This is a genomic window from Pseudomonas sp. FG1, assembly GCF_034313875.1.
Classification (GTDB): Bacteria; Pseudomonadota; Gammaproteobacteria; order Pseudomonadales; family Pseudomonadaceae; genus Aquipseudomonas; species Aquipseudomonas veronii.
Genome location: NZ_JAVIWP010000001.1, coordinates 2861468 through 2877757, shown reverse-complemented (window position 1 = coordinate 2877757; position 16290 = coordinate 2861468). Strand labels below are relative to the sequence as shown.

Annotated in this window: 16 protein-coding genes; 8 read left to right on the top strand and 8 right to left on the bottom strand. The window is 62.2% G+C overall.

The genetic code is table 11. The annotated features are described in order from the left end of the window. The 4 genes from RGV59_RS13210 to rpoE all read right to left on the bottom strand — a co-directional run bounded on the left by RGV59_RS13210 (position 1) and on the right by rpoE (position 3856). Complete coding sequence (locus tag RGV59_RS13210) at positions 1-1440, bottom strand: DegQ family serine endoprotease (protein ID WP_126585703.1); 1440 nt, start codon at positions 1438-1440, stop codon at positions 1-3. A gap of 235 nt (positions 1441-1675) precedes the next feature. Further along, positions 1676-2638, bottom strand: a complete 963-nt coding sequence (locus RGV59_RS13205) for a MucB/RseB C-terminal domain-containing protein (protein ID WP_126585702.1) — start codon at positions 2636-2638, stop codon at positions 1676-1678. 16 nt (positions 2639-2654) lie between these two features. Continuing rightward, complete coding sequence (locus RGV59_RS13200; RefSeq protein WP_017844911.1) at positions 2655-3242, bottom strand: sigma-E factor negative regulatory protein; 588 nt, start codon at positions 3240-3242, stop codon at positions 2655-2657. Between the two features lie 32 nt (positions 3243-3274). After that, entirely contained in the window at positions 3275-3856 is a 582-nt protein-coding gene (rpoE, locus tag RGV59_RS13195) for an RNA polymerase sigma factor RpoE (RefSeq protein WP_003172477.1), read from the bottom strand. A 462-nt stretch (positions 3857-4318) separates the two neighbouring features. Between rpoE and nadB the strand changes: the two genes are divergently transcribed. Further along, entirely contained in the window at positions 4319-5935 is a 1617-nt protein-coding gene (gene nadB, locus RGV59_RS13190; RefSeq protein WP_126585701.1) for an L-aspartate oxidase, read from the top strand. Here nadB and RGV59_RS13185 read toward each other — a convergent pair. Both RGV59_RS13185 and RGV59_RS13180 read right to left on the bottom strand, forming a co-directional pair. Beyond that, entirely contained in the window at positions 5904-6353 is a 450-nt protein-coding gene (locus tag RGV59_RS13185; RefSeq protein WP_017844909.1) for a protein YgfX, read from the bottom strand. The genes nadB and RGV59_RS13185 overlap by 32 nt on opposite strands. After that, a complete protein-coding gene (locus tag RGV59_RS13180; protein WP_017844908.1) occupies positions 6337-6591 on the bottom strand; it encodes a succinate dehydrogenase assembly factor 2 in 255 nt (84 codons plus the stop codon). The genes RGV59_RS13185 and RGV59_RS13180 overlap by 17 nt, the downstream gene beginning before the upstream one ends. A 139-nt stretch (positions 6592-6730) precedes the next feature. Between RGV59_RS13180 and RGV59_RS13175 the strand changes: the two genes are divergently transcribed. Continuing rightward, a complete protein-coding gene (locus RGV59_RS13175) occupies positions 6731-7672 on the top strand; it encodes a YgfZ/GcvT domain-containing protein (protein WP_026139781.1) in 942 nt (313 codons plus the stop codon). Between the two features lie 36 nt (positions 7673-7708). Next, a complete protein-coding gene (locus RGV59_RS13170) occupies positions 7709-8530 on the top strand; it encodes an HDOD domain-containing protein (protein WP_017844907.1) in 822 nt (273 codons plus the stop codon). Here the strand turns inward: RGV59_RS13170 and RGV59_RS13165 are convergent, their stop codons facing one another. Both RGV59_RS13165 and RGV59_RS13160 read right to left on the bottom strand, forming a co-directional pair. Next, a complete protein-coding gene (locus tag RGV59_RS13165) occupies positions 8531-9916 on the bottom strand; it encodes a sensor histidine kinase (RefSeq protein ID WP_126585700.1) in 1386 nt (461 codons plus the stop codon). After that, a complete protein-coding gene (locus tag RGV59_RS13160) occupies positions 9909-10580 on the bottom strand; it encodes a response regulator (protein WP_017844905.1) in 672 nt (223 codons plus the stop codon). The genes RGV59_RS13165 and RGV59_RS13160 overlap by 8 nt, the downstream gene beginning before the upstream one ends. A gap of 234 nt (positions 10581-10814) precedes the next feature. On the opposite strand from RGV59_RS13160, the gene RGV59_RS13155 reads away from it, so the two are divergent. From RGV59_RS13155 to RGV59_RS13135, 5 genes are read left to right on the top strand one after another with little or no spacing between them, the layout of a single operon-like run. Beyond that, positions 10815-12107 carry an OprD family porin gene (locus tag RGV59_RS13155; protein WP_017844903.1) on the top strand — a complete coding sequence of 431 codons (1293 nt, stop codon included), beginning with the start codon at positions 10815-10817 and terminating at the stop codon, positions 12105-12107. 41 nt (positions 12108-12148) lie between these two features. Then, positions 12149-13138 (top strand): Bug family tripartite tricarboxylate transporter substrate binding protein, encoded by a 990-nt coding sequence (locus RGV59_RS13150; RefSeq protein ID WP_162231534.1) that lies wholly within the window; start codon positions 12149-12151, stop codon positions 13136-13138. Positions 13139-13198: 60 nt separating this feature from the next. Then, complete coding sequence (locus RGV59_RS13145; RefSeq protein ID WP_017844901.1) at positions 13199-13657, top strand: tripartite tricarboxylate transporter TctB family protein; 459 nt, start codon at positions 13199-13201, stop codon at positions 13655-13657. A 1-nt stretch (position 13658) separates the two neighbouring features. Further along, on the top strand, positions 13659-15173 hold the full coding sequence (locus RGV59_RS13140; RefSeq protein WP_017844900.1) for a tripartite tricarboxylate transporter permease: 1515 nt from the start codon (positions 13659-13661) through the stop codon (positions 15171-15173). Continuing rightward, positions 15166-16194 carry an AbrB family transcriptional regulator gene (locus tag RGV59_RS13135; RefSeq protein ID WP_046490337.1) on the top strand — a complete coding sequence of 343 codons (1029 nt, stop codon included), beginning with the start codon at positions 15166-15168 and terminating at the stop codon, positions 16192-16194. Before RGV59_RS13140 ends, RGV59_RS13135 begins: the two co-directional genes overlap by 8 nt. Positions 16195-16290: the final 96 nt, after the last annotated feature.

The window sequence follows — 16290 nt, the reverse complement described above, 5'->3', positions numbered from 1 at the left end:
TTACTCAGCCAGCTTGAAGGTAATGAAGCTGGCACGGCCCTGACGCAGGACGCGCATCGAGACCGAACGGTTCTTCGGCAGCGCCTTGGCGATGTCGGTGAACTGCTTGGTGCTGTCGATGGCCTGATTGTTCAGGTGAGTGATCACATCGCCTGGCTGCAGGCCGATCAACGCGGCAGGACCGTCCTGCACTTCCTTGATCACCACGCCGCTTTTCAGGTCGAAGGCCTTCTTCTGCTCGTCCGTCAGCTCGGCCACGGCAATACCCAGGCGATTGCTGCTGCGCTCGGCGCCCGGCTTGGTGCTACCGAGGGCATCGAGGGTCGAGCCTTCTTCCGGAATGGCGCCGACGGTCAGTTCAACGTTCTGGCGTTTGCCTTCACGGATCACTTCCAGCTTGGCTTTGCTGCCCGCCTTGAGCGCGCCCACCAAATGCGGCAGGTCTGCCGACATGACGATCGGCTGGCCGTTCATGCTCAGAATCACGTCGCCGACTTGCAGGCCGCCCTTGGCTGCCGGGCCGTCGTCCTGGATCTGAGCGACCAGCGCACCGGCCGGCTTGTCGAGGCCGAAGGACTCGGCCAGGTCCTTGTTCACTTCCTGGATCACCACGCCCAACCAGCCACGGCTGACTTTGCCGCCGCTTTTGAGTTGATTGGAAACGTCCATGGCCACGTCGATCGGGATGGCGAACGACACGCCCATGAAGCCACCGGAGCGCGTGTAGATCTGCGAGTTGATGCCGACCACCTCGCCGTTCAGGTTGAACAGCGGGCCACCGGAGTTACCCGGGTTGATCGGTACGTCGGTCTGGATGAACGGCACGTAGTTTTCGTTGGGCAGGCTGCGGCCGATGGCGCTGACGATGCCTTGGGTCACGGTGTGGTCAAAGCCAAACGGCGAACCGATCGCCACGACCCATTGCCCGGCTTTCAGGTCCTGAGACTTGCCCAGTTTCAGCACAGGCAGGTCCTTGCCGTCGATCTTCAGCAACGCCACGTCGGAACGTGGGTCGGTGCCGACCAGCTTGGCTTTCAGCTCGCTGCGGTCAGCCAGACGGACGAGGATCTCGTCAGCGTCGGCAATCACATGGTTGTTGGTCAGGATGTAGCCATCGGGCGAGATGATGAAGCCCGAGCCCAGGGACTGCGCTTCACGCTGGCCACCGCCACCGCCACGGGGCGCGCGTTGTTGCGGCATGCCACGCTCGAAGAACTCGCGCAGCATCGGCGGCAGGCCTTCCAGGTCCGGCATCTGCTGGTCGGAGACTTTGCGCTCGGGCAGTTTTTGCGTGGTACTGATGTTCACCACGGCAGGCGAGGCCTGCTCGACCAATTGGGTGAAATCAGGCAGCTCGACCGCTTGCGCGGGCACGGCCTGACCCAACACCAACAATGTGGCGACTATGGATAAATAGGACTTCAAGCGTGGTATCGACATACAGCTCCCGTTACGACGAGCAGGGTTGGGCGACAGGGTTCTGGAAACGCCGGAAACTGTGACCGACATCTCCGTTCCGCGAACAAAACATGGTCAGCGCCGACAAGCCCTGACCTATAAAAAATATGAGAGATTTTTGCAAGTGAAAATGCTGATCCAGACATTTCATTACGCTCGGCAACCAACCTCGCATGGACGTAGGGTGAAAGGCCAGGATGAACATAAGATTAACGATTCACGGCTTGGCGGCTGGTTTTTTTTCACCGCGCACCGACAGCGCGATGCGCTCGGCGGTGCCCATGGGGATTTCGCCCACTACCGTGACCATCATTTCGCCATCCACCGTATTCAGCCGACGCGACACCGCCACCGTCGGGCCCAACTGGGTACGGGTTTCGGTAACGCCGGATTCGCCGATCGGCTCAAGAAATACCGAAAAACGCGCCAGCCCATCTTCATACATCCGACTGTCGACCGTCGCTTTGGTCTGGGTGTCTTTGCGCGCATTGCTGCTGGTCAACTGGAAACCCGGCGGCAACCATTCCAGATGCCAGTCCTGGGCAGGTTGCACCTCTGGCGCTTTAGCCGTGGCCACTGCAATGGGCGTGCAATCGCCAGTGGGTTGCAAGTCGCGATCATCCGGCGTGACCGAGGTGTTCAATTGCGTGAACTGGAAACGCTCCAGCAACTGCCCCTGATCGTTCACCAGCAGGGATTTAAGGGGCAACGCGGTTTCGCGGTCCAGGTGCAACTCAAAACCATAGCGGTATTGGTCACGCGGGGTGATCGACACAATCACCGCATTTCGACCGGCCACGCGAGACTTGCCGATGACGGCCAGTTCGTAGAATTGCGCGATTTTTTGCGGATCAAGCGCACGTGAAGGGGCATCACGCGAATTGCTGAGGCCGGCGACAAGAGTGCCGCTGACGCATTGCGTCCGACCGTCTACCCGCACGACTTCCTGAGCCGAGCCGTCGAGCTGCAAAAGCCGCTCGCGAACCTGACCGTCCTGGACACGATGCCAGATGTCGTGGGTAGAAAAATTGCCGTTACGCTCGTAGACGAACGTACCTTGGAAGCTTTGCTGTTGCTCAGCACGCCCAAGTCGAGTCAACCAGTCTTGGGCATCATCGGCGTGGGCGGGGAGTGCAAACCAACCACTGAGCAAAAGCGTAAGGAGCGGTATGGCGCGCATAGTGCTCCTCAACGGTTCAACGGTTTTCCAGGCTTGCCGCGCGAGCATAAGGCAGAGCGCTTTCAGTACCTTTCAAGGCCGATTCCTGTGCGTGTTGGCGCAGGTAGCCTGGAAGACGCTGATCCTGCCAGCCGGATTGCCCTTGAAGCACACCGTTCGCCATCGGGCCGGTAGTGTCGGAGCTTTCCTTGTAGCCTGCCAGTACGGCGGGGCCCTTGACTTGCGGGCCAGCCATGATCGGTTGCTGAGTCTGTTGGGCCAGTTCGGTACCGGCGATTTCGTCCTGGTTGTACAGGCGAACACCAGCCAGAACGGCAACAGTTACCGAAGCGGCCACTGCCAGGCGACCCAGGCTACGCCATGGCCCCCGCGCAGCTTTTGCCGGAACGGCTTCATCAGCCAGTGCAGCAGAAACGGCCGCAGCAATATCCAGACGAGGGATTAGAAGATCCTTGTGCATCACCGCCCGAGCGACTTGGTAACGAGACCAGGTATCACGGGTTTCGGCATCACCGAATGCATTGAGCACCCGACGAAGTTCCAGTTCATCCGCTTCGTTATCCATCACTGCGGACAGCGATTCCTGCAGGGCATCACGACTCATGGCGGTTCCTCTCTTGGCTGTCGCCGCTGTCTTTAGTTTTCCTGCAACAACGGTTGCAAGGCTTTATCGATGGCTTCCCGGGCCCGGAAAATCCGTGACCTTACAGTCCCCACCGGACACTGCATGACGCTCGCAATGTCTTCATAACTCAGACCATCGAATTCACGTAAAGTTAACGCCGTCCGTAAATCTTCTGGCAGTTGCTGAATAGTGCGATGAACGGTGCCTTCGATCTCGTCGCGCAGCAATGCACGCTCCGGCGACTCGAGATCTTTGAGGCCGTGATCACCATCGTAAAATTCAGCATCTTCCGAACTGACATCGCTATCTGGTGGGCGGCGTCCGCGAGACACCAGATAGTTCTTCGCCGTGTTGATGGCGATGCGGTAGAGCCACGTGTAAAACGCGCTGTCACCGCGGAAATTGCCCAGCGCACGGTATGCCTTGATAAAGGCTTCCTGTGCAACGTCCTGCGCTTCATGGGTGTCGTGCACAAACCGCACGATCAACCCGAGAATTTTGTGCTGGTATTTCAGCACTAGCAGATCAAAAGCTCGCTTGTCGCCGCGTTGAACGCGCTCGACCAACTGCTGATCCTCTTCCTGGGTTAGCATGAACACTCCTCGTTGTACTTGAAGGAGGCTTGCATAACTGAACGATCAGGCTTGCAAACATAGACTCGGACTTTCCGCAAAAGTTCTCCCCTCCAAGCAAGTTTCCGGCATGCACTGATTTGGCACACACGAAAAACGCAGCGCGGGCAATGCCGGCTGCGCGAATAATCTTGTCGCCGGTTTCCTGACGCGTCCAATGCTCCCGACGGGCCAATAAACTCAACGTTTTCCCAGCTTTCGGGCAACCTGCTATTGAGTCGGGGCTTATGCAAAAAGTTCCCACTTCAATAACCGGTCCATTTACCTTGGCCGTGCACCGTAATTTCACATTGCCACGAATGCGCGGCTATTGTGCCGCTCCCCCCCTCTATATACTAGTAGCCCGTGTGACCCTTTGATTCGCCGATCCAGGCGTCCTGTTTGCGCCAGCCCCTGTGGATCGCTTTTTGCGGAATCCTTCAAATGAGCCAACAGTTTCAACACGATGTCCTGGTGATCGGCAGCGGCGCAGCCGGCCTGAGCCTTGCGCTGACCCTCCCCAGCCACCTGCGCATTGCGGTGCTGAGCAAAGGCGACCTGGCCAATGGCTCGACATTCTGGGCCCAGGGCGGTGTTGCCGCCGTGCTGGACGACACCGACACGGTGCAGTCCCACGTCGAAGACACCCTCAACGCCGGCGGCGGCCTGTGCCACGAAGATGCGGTGCGCTTTACCGTCGAACATAGCCGCGAAGCCATTCAATGGCTGATCGACCAGGGCGTGCCGTTTACCCGTGATGATCACGCGGGCAGCGATGACGGCGGCTTCGAGTTCCACCTGACCCGCGAAGGCGGGCACAGCCATCGCCGCATCATCCACGCCGCCGACGCCACCGGGGCCGCGATCTTCAGGACCCTGCTCGAACAAGCCCGCCAACGCCCGAACATCGAACTGCTTGAGCAACGGGTCGCCGTCGACCTGATCACCGAGAAACGCCTGGGCCTGTCGGGCGAGCGCTGCCTCGGCGCCTATGTGCTCAACCGCAACAGCGGCGAAGTCGACACCTGCGGCGCGCGCTTCACCATTCTCGCCTCGGGCGGCGCGGCCAAGGTCTACCTCTATACCAGCAACCCCGACGGTGCCTGTGGCGACGGCATCGCCATGGCCTGGCGCTCGGGCTGCCGGGTGGCCAACCTGGAATTCAACCAGTTCCACCCCACCTGCCTGTATCACCCGCTGGCCAAGAGCTTCCTGATCACCGAAGCCCTGCGCGGCGAAGGCGCGCACCTGAAACTGCCGAATGGCGAGCGCTTCATGCAACGCTTCGACCCGCGCGCCGAACTGGCCCCGCGCGATATCGTCGCCCGCGCCATCGACCATGAAATGAAGCGCCTGGGCATCGACTGCGTCTACCTGGACATCAGCCACAAGCCCGAAGCGTTCATCAAGACTCACTTCCCGACGGTCTACGAGCGCTGCCTGGCCTTCAATATCGACATCACCAAAGGCCCGATCCCGGTGGTGCCGGCCGCGCACTACACCTGCGGCGGCGTGATGGTCGACCAACACGGGCGCACCGACGTGCCCGGCCTGTACGCGATCGGCGAAACCAGCTTCACCGGCCTGCACGGCGCCAACCGCATGGCCAGCAACTCGCTGCTCGAATGTTTTGTCTATGCGCGTTCGGCGGCGGCAGACATCCTTGAACAACTGCCGCAGATCCCCGTCCCGGCCGCCCTGCCCCGCTGGGACGCGAGCCAGGTGACCGATTCGGACGAAGACGTGATCATCGCCCACAACTGGGACGAACTGCGACGCTTCATGTGGGACTACGTAGGGATCGTGCGGACCAACAAACGCCTGCAACGCGCACAACACCGCGTGCGACTGTTGCTGGATGAGATCGACGAGTTCTACAGCAACTACAAAGTCAGCCGCGACCTGATCGAATTGCGCAACCTGGCCCAAGTGGCGGAGCTGATGATCCGCTCGGCCATGGAGCGCAAGGAAAGCCGGGGCCTGCATTACACCCTCGACTACCCGCAGATGCTGCCCGAGGCCCGCGATACTATTCTGGTGCCAACCACCTACGCCGACTGAACTTCAGGCGAACCCGCAGGCGCCGGTGTACATCGGCGGCCTGCGAATCCTTGGGCACACAGATCGACCGCACCGCCCATTCGCCCTGCACCCGATAGCGCAGCACCACGATCAACGGCAACGCCAGGCTGTCGGGACGCAGTTGCACGCGGTGCCAGCCGCGCGCTTCGCTCCACAACTGCCACCCGCTTTCGTCACGGCGCAGGCCGCGAATCGACGAACGGTGAGTCAGCCGGATATGGCGCGGGATAACCCAGGCGGCGTGAGCCAGGCACAGCAACAGGCCAAGGCTTGAATAAGGCAAATCGACAAGCAGCAGCGCACCCAGTGCGGACGACTGGGCCAGGAGATAGGCCGCCAGCAACAGCCGCGAGGCCTGCCAGCGGCATTCGAAGGCGGGATTACTTGGGCTGGACACGATCCAGGATCATCCGAACCATGCGCTGCAGCTCCGGGTCTTCCGATTCGGAGCGTTCCATGAACCAGCCGAACATGTCCTGGTCTTCGCATTCCAGCAGGCGCACGTAACAGTTGCGATCCGCCTCGTTAAGGGTCGAGTAAACCTCTCTGACGAATGGCACCAGCAACACGTCCAGCTCAAGCATGCCGCGACGGCTGTGCCAGTAGAGGCGATTGAGTTCTACATCTTCGACCATGGAACGCTCCTCAAATAGATTGCAAGTATACAGGCCCCAAGGCAGCGGAACAGTCGGCTTTGGTCGCCCCCTACAGAAACTATCCATTTGTCGGGCGCCCCTCTATGATGCACCTAGACTTTTTGACCTGCGATGACCCATGGCCGACTCTGCTTTCTTCTGCCCACTGACCCACGAAGGCGTTCTCGCCGTCCGCGGCGCCGACGCTGCCAAGTTCCTGCAGGGCCAACTCACCTGCAACCTCAACTACCTGAGCGACACCCAGGCCAGCCTCGGCGCGCGCTGCACGCAAAAAGGCCGCATGCAGTCGAGCTTTCGCATCCTGCTGCAAGGTGATGGCGTGCTCTTGGCCATGGCCACCGAGCTGCTGGAACCGCAACTGGCCGACCTGAAGAAATACGCGGTGTTCTCCAAATCCAAACTCACCGACGAAAGCGCCGCCTGGGCACGTTTTGGCCTGGCGAACGCGGATCAGGCCCTGGCGAGCCTGGGCCTGGAGCTGCCGGCCGCGACCGACAGCGTCGCCCGCAGCGAACAATTGATCGCCATCCGCGTATCCCCTGGTCGCGTCGAACTCTGGGCGCCCGCCGAGCAAGCCGAAGCCGTGCGCAGCCAATTGGCCGCGCAGTTGCAACCGGCTGACTTGAACGAATGGCTGCTGGGCCAGGTCCGCGCCGGTATCGGCCAGGTCATGCCGCAGACCCGCGAGCTGTTTATCCCGCAGATGCTCAACCTGCAGGCCGTGGGCGGTGTCAGTTTCAAGAAAGGCTGCTACACCGGCCAGGAAATCGTCGCGCGCATGCAATACCTGGGCAAACTCAAGCGTCGCCTGTACCGCCTGAGCCTGAATGCCGCTGAATTGCCCGAGCCCGGCACGCCGCTGTTTTCTCCCAGCCACAACAGCTCGATCGGCGAGGTGGTGATCGCGGCAAAAGCTGACCAAATGGTGGAACTTCTGGCGGTTCTGCAAGCCGAAGCAGCCGAGAGTGGTGATGTGCATTTAGGCACCCTCGAAGGTCCCGCTTTGCAGCTACTTGACCTGCCCTACCAATTGGATCGTGATCGAGAGATCCAGCACTGATCGTCGCACCCCTTTGCAACACCTTAGAGAGCATGAATGAACGAGCTGGCGGAAAAAGTCCAACAGGCTTTGATTGCGGCCATCGACAACGATGACCTGGTTCTGCCGACATTACCGGAAGTGGCCCTGAGCATTCGTCAGGCCGCCGAAGACCCGGAAATCGGCATCAGCCACTTGAGCAAAGTGATCGGTCGCGACACCGCGCTGTCGGCGCGCTTGATCAAAGTGGTCAACAGCCCGTTGTTGCGGGCCACGCAGGAAGTCACCGACCTGCACACCGCCATCACCCGGCTGGGCACCAACTACAGCAGCAACCTGGCGATCGGCCTGGTGATGGAGCAGATCTTCCACGCCCGTTCCGAAGTGATCGAACAGAAAATGCGCGACGTCTGGCGCCGCAGCCTGGAAGTGGCGGGCGTCAGCTACGCGCTGTGCCGCAGCCACAGCCAGCTCAAGCCGGACCAGGCAGCGCTCGGAGGCCTGGTGCACCAGATCGGTGTGCTGCCGATCCTGACCTATGCCGAAGACCATTACGAGTTGCTCTCTGACCCGGTCAGCCTCAACCACATGATCGAGAAAAGCCACCCAATGCTCGGCGACAAACTCCTGCGTGGCTGGGACTTCCCGGAGATGCTGGTCAAGCTGCCGGGCCAATACCTGGACCTGGAACGCGACTCCGCCAGCCTCGACTATATCGACCTGGTGCAAGTCGCCGTGCTGTATTGCCATCGCGGCACCGCGCATCCGCTGGCGGATGTACCGATCACCAACCTGCCGGCAGTCAAAAAACTGCGCCTGGACCTTTACAGCGACAGCGTGCGTGCGGAACTGGATGAAGCGCGGTCGATGTTCTACTGATCAACCGGCGACAAAACTGACGCGCACTTTCAAGCCCGTCGGTTCACCATCATGCAGGCTGATCTGGGCCAGATGCGCGCGACAGATTTCGCCGACAATCGCCAGGCCCAGACCGGAGCCCAGGCCCTGCTGACTGCGGCGATAGAAGCGTTCAAACACGCGGTCGCGCTCGTCCAGCGGGATGCCCGGGCCATCATCTTCCACTTCCAGCACCGCCGGTGCCGTCACGCGCAGGATCACATTGCCGCCAGGCGGCGTATGCGCCAGGGCGTTATCCACCAGGTTACTCAACAGCTCGTTGAGCAGCGTCGGTTCGCCGCGCAGCCACACCGGCTCGTCGGCTTCCAGCGCCAGCGCGACTCCACGCGCATGGGCCAACGGCGCCATGGCCATGCCCAGTTCGCGGGCCAGCTGGCTGAGGTCGAGCAATTGCGCCCCGCCTTCGGCAATCGCCCGTGCGCCGTTTTCGATGCGCGCCAAGGACAACAATTGATTGGCCAGATGGGTCAGGCGGTCGGTGCCTTGCGCGGCGGTTTCCAGGGTGCTGCGCCAGGTGGCCGGGTCTTCGGCGCGCAGGCCGAGTTCCAGGCGCGCCTTGAGCGCGGCCAGCGGCGTGCGCAGTTCGTGGGCCGCATCGGCGATAAACTGCGCCTGGCGCTCGAACTGGCCCCGCAGGCGTTCGGTGAAATGGTTGATGGAACGCACCAGCGGGCCGAACTCGAGCTGCACCTCGACCAGCGGCAACGGCCGCAGATCGTCGGGCTGGCGCTCTTCCACGGCCGTGCGCAAGCGCTCCAGCGGGCGCAACGCCGCGCTCACGGCAAACCACACCAGCAATAGCGCGCCGATGGCGAGCATGCCCAGGCGCAGCAAGGTATCGGCCATCAGGCTGCGGGCCATGCTGAAGCGGGCTTCATCGGTCTCGGCCACGCGGATTTCCGCCATGCCGTTCATGTTCGGTTCGGAAACCGCCTTGAGCAGGCTCACCACGCGCACGGCCTGGCCCTGGTACGTGGCGTTGTAAAACCGTGCCAATGCCGGGTAATCATCGGTGCGCGGCGTGCCAGGCGGCGGGCCGGGGAGGTTTTCGTAACCGGAAATCAGCTTCTGGTCGATGTCATTGACCTGGTAATAAATCCGCCCGGCGCTGTCGTAGGCAAAGGTGTCCAGGGCCACATACGGCACATTCGCGCTCAAGCTGCCGTCGACCTCGGTCAGGCCGGCGGCAATCGTGCGTGCCGAGGCCAGCAAGGTGCGGTCATAGGCGGTGTCGGCGGCTTCGCGGCCGTTCCAGTAGGCGCTCATGCCGCTGGCGACCATCAACAGCACCAGCAACAGCGCGAGGTTCCACAGCAGCCGCCAGCGCAGACTGCTGGGCTTATGCATCGCGCGCTTCCAGCAGGTAGCCGAGGCCACGGAAGGTGACGATGGCGATGGGCTGGCCGTCGAGTTTCTTGCGCAGGCGGTGTATGTAGATTTCGATCGCATCCGGGCTGGCCTCTTCGTCGAGGCCGAACACCTGGGCGGCCAGTTGCTCCTTGCTCATCACCCGGCCCGGGCGGGCGATCAGCGCTTCAAGCACGGCTTGCTCGCGGGACGTGAGGGTCAGCAACTCGCCGCCGACCGTGAAGCGGCGGGTGTCGAGGTCGTAGACCAGCACGCCGCAGGCCTGCTGGCGCTCGCCGCCGAGCACGCTGCGCCGCAACAGCGCCTTGACCCGCGCCTCCAGTTCCGTCAGCTCGAACGGCTTGGCCAGGTAATCGTCGGCGCCCAGGTTCAGGCCATGCACACGGTCTTTCACATCACTGCGCGCCGTCAGCATCAGCACCGGCAGATTTTTCCCACGCGCCCGCAAGCGCGCCAACACCTCGAAACCGTCCATGCGCGGCAAGCCCACATCGAGGATCGCCGCGGCGTATTCCTCACTGCCCAAGGCCAGGTCCGCGGCCACTCCGTCGTGCAGCACATCGACGGTCAGACCCGTGCTCTTGAGCGCCTGGGCGACACTTTCGGCCAGTTGCAAATGGTCTTCAACCAGGAGGACACGCATGGATTTCTACCTCATTCGGGGGTGGTCGGCGCCACGCTCTGCGAGGCAGTTTACAGGCGCGGCCTGGGCTGTGAAGCCCGAAAACATTGAAAGGCAACTGAAAGGTTAGTGAAAGCTTCACCCTTTAGCATCCAGCCACGGTAGGCCATGCCCGCCGAGCTGCCTGATCCGTAGCACCCGAAAAACGCCTCGAAGCGTTTTCGTCAAATAAGAACAATAACGGAGTACTCAACGATGCTGTCGACACAGCCCCAGGCTTGCACGCCTGTGCGTTTTTCCCGCCTGACCCAGACCGCCCTTGCCAGCGCCGCCACCCTTGCCGGCTTTTCGCCGCTTGCCCAAGCCGCCTTCTTCGAAGACAGCAGCGCGACCCTGGAAACCCGCAACATGTACTTCAACCGCGACTTTCGCGACGGCACCAGCGCCCAGCAATCCAAGCGCGACGAATGGGCCCAGGGCTTCATGCTCAACCTGCAATCGGGCTACACCGACGGCACCGTCGGCTTTGGCGTGGATGCGCTGGGCATGCTCGGCGTCAAGCTCGACTCCAGCCCCGACCGCACCGGCAGCGGCCTGCTGCCCACCCACGACGATGGCCGCGCCGCCAACGAGTATTCCAAGCTGGGCCTGACCGGCAAAGTGAAGATCTCCGCCACCGAACTGAAAGTCGGCGCGCTGATCCCCGAACTGCCGATCCTCAAGCCCAACGACGGCCGCATCCTGCCGCAAACCTTCAACGGCGGCCTGATCACCTCGAAAGAGTTCAAGAACCTAGTGTTCACCGGTGGCCGTCTCGACAAGGCCAAGGACCGCGACGACACCAACTACGAGGACATCGCCCTCAACAACAAGAACAGCCGTTTCCTCAGCGGCGCCACCGGCAAGCACTTCAATTTCGGCGGCGTGGACTACAAGTTCGCCGACAAGATCACCGGCAGCTATCACTTCGCCCAACTCGACGACGTGTACCGCCAGCACTTCCTCGGCCTGGTGGCGGCGCGCCCGATGGGCCCCGGCACCTTCGCCACCGATCTGCGCCTGGCGATCAGCGACGACACCGGCGCCGCCCGCGGCGGCAAGATCGACAACACCTCCCTCAATGGCCTGTTCAGCTATGCCCTCAACGGCCATAAGCTCAGCGCCGGCTACCAGCACATGTCCGGCGACAGCGCGTTTCCGTATGTGGATGGCAGCGACCCGTACCTGGTCAACTTCGTGCAGATCAACGACTTTGCCGGCGCCGAGGAGCGCTCCTGGCAGGCACGCTACGACTATGACTTCGCCAAGCTGGGGATTCCCGGCCTGAGTTTCATGAGCCGTTACCTGTCGGGTGACCATATCAAGCTCAAGAACGGCGAGACCGGCAAGGAGTGGGAACGCAACAGCGAGATCAAGTACGTGGTGCAAAGCGGCACATTCAAGGATGTCGCCGTGCGCCTGCGCAATGCGACGTATCGTTCCAACTATTCAGCGCGTGATGCGGATGAAGTACGCCTGCTGGTCAGTTACAGCGTCGCGCTCTGGTAAGCAGTGCCTGGTAATAGCCACTCATAACAACAACGACGGAGATAACCATGACCCTTTCATTGCGTAAATTCGCCCTCGCCGCCGGCTGCATGCTGTTCGCCGGCCAACTGCTGGCCGCCGACGAACCCAAGCGCCCGGAATGCATCGCCCCGGCCTCCCCTGGCGGTGGTTTTGACCTGACCTGCAAACTGGCGCAAAGCGCGCTGGTCAACGAGAAGCTGCTGAGCAAGCCGATGCGCGTGACCTACATGCCTGGTGGCGTGGGCGCAGTGGCCTACAACGCCGTGGTCGCACAGCGCCCTGCAGACGGCGGCACCCTGGTGGCCTGGTCCAGCGGCTCGCTGTTGAACCTGGCCCAGGGCAAGTTCGGGCGCTTCGATGAAAGCGCCGTGCGTTGGCTGGCAGCAGTCGGTACCAGCTACGGCGCCATCGCGGTGAAAAGCGACTCGCCTTACAAAAATCTCGACGACCTGGTGCAGGCGCTGAAGAAAGATCCGAGCAAAGTGGTTATCGGTTCCGGCGGCACCGTGGGTAGCCAGGACTGGATGCAAACCGCGCTGATCGCCAAGGCCGCCGGGATCAACCCGCGCGACCTGCGCTATGTGGCGCTGGAAGGTGGCGGTGAAATTGTCACCGCGCTGATGGGCAACCACATCCAGGTGGGCAGTACCGACATCTCCGATTCCATGCCCCATATCCAGAGTGGCGACATGCGCTTGCTCGCGGTGTTCTCCGAAGCGCGCCTGGACGAGCCGGAAATGAAGGATATTCCGACCGCCAGAGAGCAAGGCTACGACATCGTCTGGCCAGTGGTGCGCGGTTTCTACCTTGGGCCAAAAGTCAGCGATGCCGACTACGCCTGGTGGAAAGACGCCTTCGACAAACTGCTGGCCTCCGAAGACTTCGCCAAGCTGCGTGACCAGCGCGAGCTGTTCCCGTTCGCCATGACCGGCCCGGAGCTGGACACCTACGTGAAGAAGCAGGTAGCGGACTACAAAGTGCTGGCCAAAGAGTTCGGCCTGATCCAGTAATCGCCCCTCTGTCGCGCGGCCACGCCCTGCTGAACCAGGGGCGTGGCCCAGGAGTTCAACATGCTCTTACAACGCATATTCGCCGCCGCGCTGCTGCTGGCCTGCGCGGGCCTGGCCTTGATGGCCTGGCCCTACCAGGCGTCGTTTTCCTACGAACCCGTGGGGCCTCGGGCCTACCCGCTGCTGATGCTCGGGCTGATGAGCCTGGCGCTGATCTACATGCTGTTTCGCCCGCAGCCGACCCAGCATACCGAGGAAGAACCCGCGCTGGACCGCGCCACCCTGATCAAGATCGGCATCTGCGTGGCGCTATTGATCGTGTTTGCCGCCACCTTCGAATCCCTCGGTTTCATTCTCAGCAGCATGTTGATCGGCATTCCGATGGCACGGCTGTATGGCGGCCGCTGGTTGCCCGGTGCGGTGATTATCACCTTGATGAGCGTCGGCCTTTATCTGCTGTTCGATAAAGCCATGGATGTTCCGCTGCCCCTCGGCCTGCTCGACGTTCTGGAGAACTGATATGGATACTTTCGGCTATTTGGGCCAGGGCTTCGGCGTGGCACTGTCCCCCTACAACCTGGTGACCGCGCTGTGCGGCACCTTGATCGGCACCGTGGTCGGCCTGCTGCCGGGCCTGGGCCCGATCAACGGCGTGGCGCTGTTGATCCCCATCGCGTTCGCCCTGGGCCTGCCGCCGGAGTCGGCGTTGATCCTGCTGGCGGCCGTGTACCTGGGCTGCGAATACGGTGGGCGTATCAGCTCGATCCTGCTGAACATCCCGGGTGAAGCCTCCACCGTGATGACCACCCTCGACGGTTACCCGATGGCCCGCAAAGGCCTGGCCGGTGTGGCGTTGTCATTGTCGGCGTGGAGTTCGTTCATCGGCGCGTTTATCGCCACCTGCGGCATGGTGCTGTTTGCCCCGCTGCTGGCCAAATGGGCGATTGCCTTCGGCCCGGCGGAATATTTCGTACTGATGGTGTTCGCGATTGTCTGCCTCGGCGGCATGGCCGGCGATAAACCGCTGAAGACCTTTGTCGCGGCGCTGATCGGCCTGTTCCTGTCAGCGGTGGGCATCGACGCCAACAGCGGCGTGTACCGCTTTACCGGCGATAACATCCACCTGACCGACGGCATCCAGTTCGTGGTGTTGGTGCTGGGCCTGTTCTCCATCAGCGAGATCCTGTTGCTGCTGGAAAAAACCCACCGTGGCCAGGAAGCGGTGAAAGCCACCGGGCGGATGATGTTTAACCTGAAGGAAGCCTCGTCGGTATTTGCGGTGAACATCCGGTGCGGCCTGCTCGGTTTCATCATGGGCGTATTGCCCGGCGCTGGCGCGACGTTGGCGTCAGCCGTGGCCTACATGACCGAGAAACGCCTGGCCGGGGCCAGCGGTAAATTCGGGCAGGGTGACATGCGTGGTCTGGCGGCACCGGAAACCGCCATCGGCGCCTCCGCCTGCGGTGCGCTGGTGCCGATGCTGACCCTGGGCGTGCCGGGTTCGGGCACCACCGCGGTGATGATCGGCGCCCTGTCGCTGTACAACATCACGCCGGGCCCGCTGTTGTTCCAACAGCAACCGGATATCGTCTGGGGCCTGATCGCCTCGTTGTTCATCGCCAACATCATGCTGGTGATCCTCAACATCCCGATGATCCGCATCTTCACGCGCATCCTCGCCGTGCCGAACTGGGCGCTGGTGCCGGTGATCGCGATCATCACCGCGATCGGCGTGTACGCGGTTCACGCCACCACGTTCGATCTGTTCCTGATGATCGGTATCGGCATCTTCGGCTACATCCTGCGCAAGCTGGACTTCCCGCTGTCACCGGTGTTGCTGGGCTTTATCCTCGGCGGCCTGATGGAGCAGAACCTGCGCCGCGCGCTGTCGATCTCCAACGGTGCGCTGGAGATCCTGTGGTCCAGCCCGATCACCTTCGGTGTCTGGGTATTGACCGCCGTGATGCTGCTGTTACCGCTGGCGCGCATCTACCGCAAACGTGCGTTGCAGCGTCGTGCCGTGGCCGATGTCTGAGGCCAGCTTTAAACACTGGTGGGGAACACCGCTGGTCGGCCTGGTCGGCGGTTACCTGGCCAGCCTGGTCGGCTGGCCGTTGCCGTATATGGTCGGTTCGCTACTGGCGATCATTCTCGTGCGTTGCCTCACGCCGTGGCAGTTGGCGGAGATTCCCGGCGGGCGCAAAGGCGGCCAATGGGTGGTGGGCATCGGCATCGGCCTGCACTTCACTCCGCTGGTGATCGAACAGGTGATGAGCCACTTCGGTTTGATCTTCTTCGGCGCGCTGGTCACCAGCCTGTCGAGCGTGGTCGGCGTGTGGTTGATGCGCCGCAGCGGCGAAGACCGCGCCACCGCGTTTTTCTCCAGCATGCCCGGCGGTTCCGGCGAGATGGTCAACCTCGGCGCACGCAATGGCGCGGTGCTCAGCCGGGTCGCGGCGGGGCAAAGCCTGCGGGTGTTGGTGGTGGTGCTGTGCGTACCGGCGATCTTCAAGTACGTGCTGGACGGTGGCGCGCCGCAGTTTCATCCCGCCCCCGTGAGCTGGGCCTGGCTGGCGCTGCTGTTTCCCGCCGGTGCGCTGGTGGCCTGGGGCTGGCAGCGCTTGCGTCAGCCGAACCCGTGGCTGTTCGGGCCCCTGTTGGTCAGTGCCACCGCCAGTGTGGCGTGGGACCTGCACATCGGCCTGCCCGACGGCGGCAGCCAGATCGGCCAGTGGCTGATCGGCAGCGGGTTGGGCTGCCACTTCAATCGTCAGTTCTTCCGCAGTGCGCCGTCGTTCATGGCGCGCACCTTGATCGGCACCGCCTTGACCATGCTGCTGGCGACGCTGGCCGCCGTGGGCTTGAGTGCGATGACCCAACTGGACCTGCGTTCATTGACCCTGGGCATGATGCCCGGTGGCATTGCCGAGATGAGTTTGACCGCGGAAACCCTGCAACTGTCGGTGCCGTTGGTGACGGCAATGCAGGTGATGCGCTTGTTGTTCGTGTTGTTTCTGGCGGAGCCGCTGTTCAGGCATTGGAACCGCCAAGCCTAGCGGCTACCGAGGGCGGCCCGCCCTGGGCCGCTACCGCCTGTCGGCACTGTCATTTCTAACAGCTAGCCTGCTCGCTGCCCTTCTGTGTTCAATCCT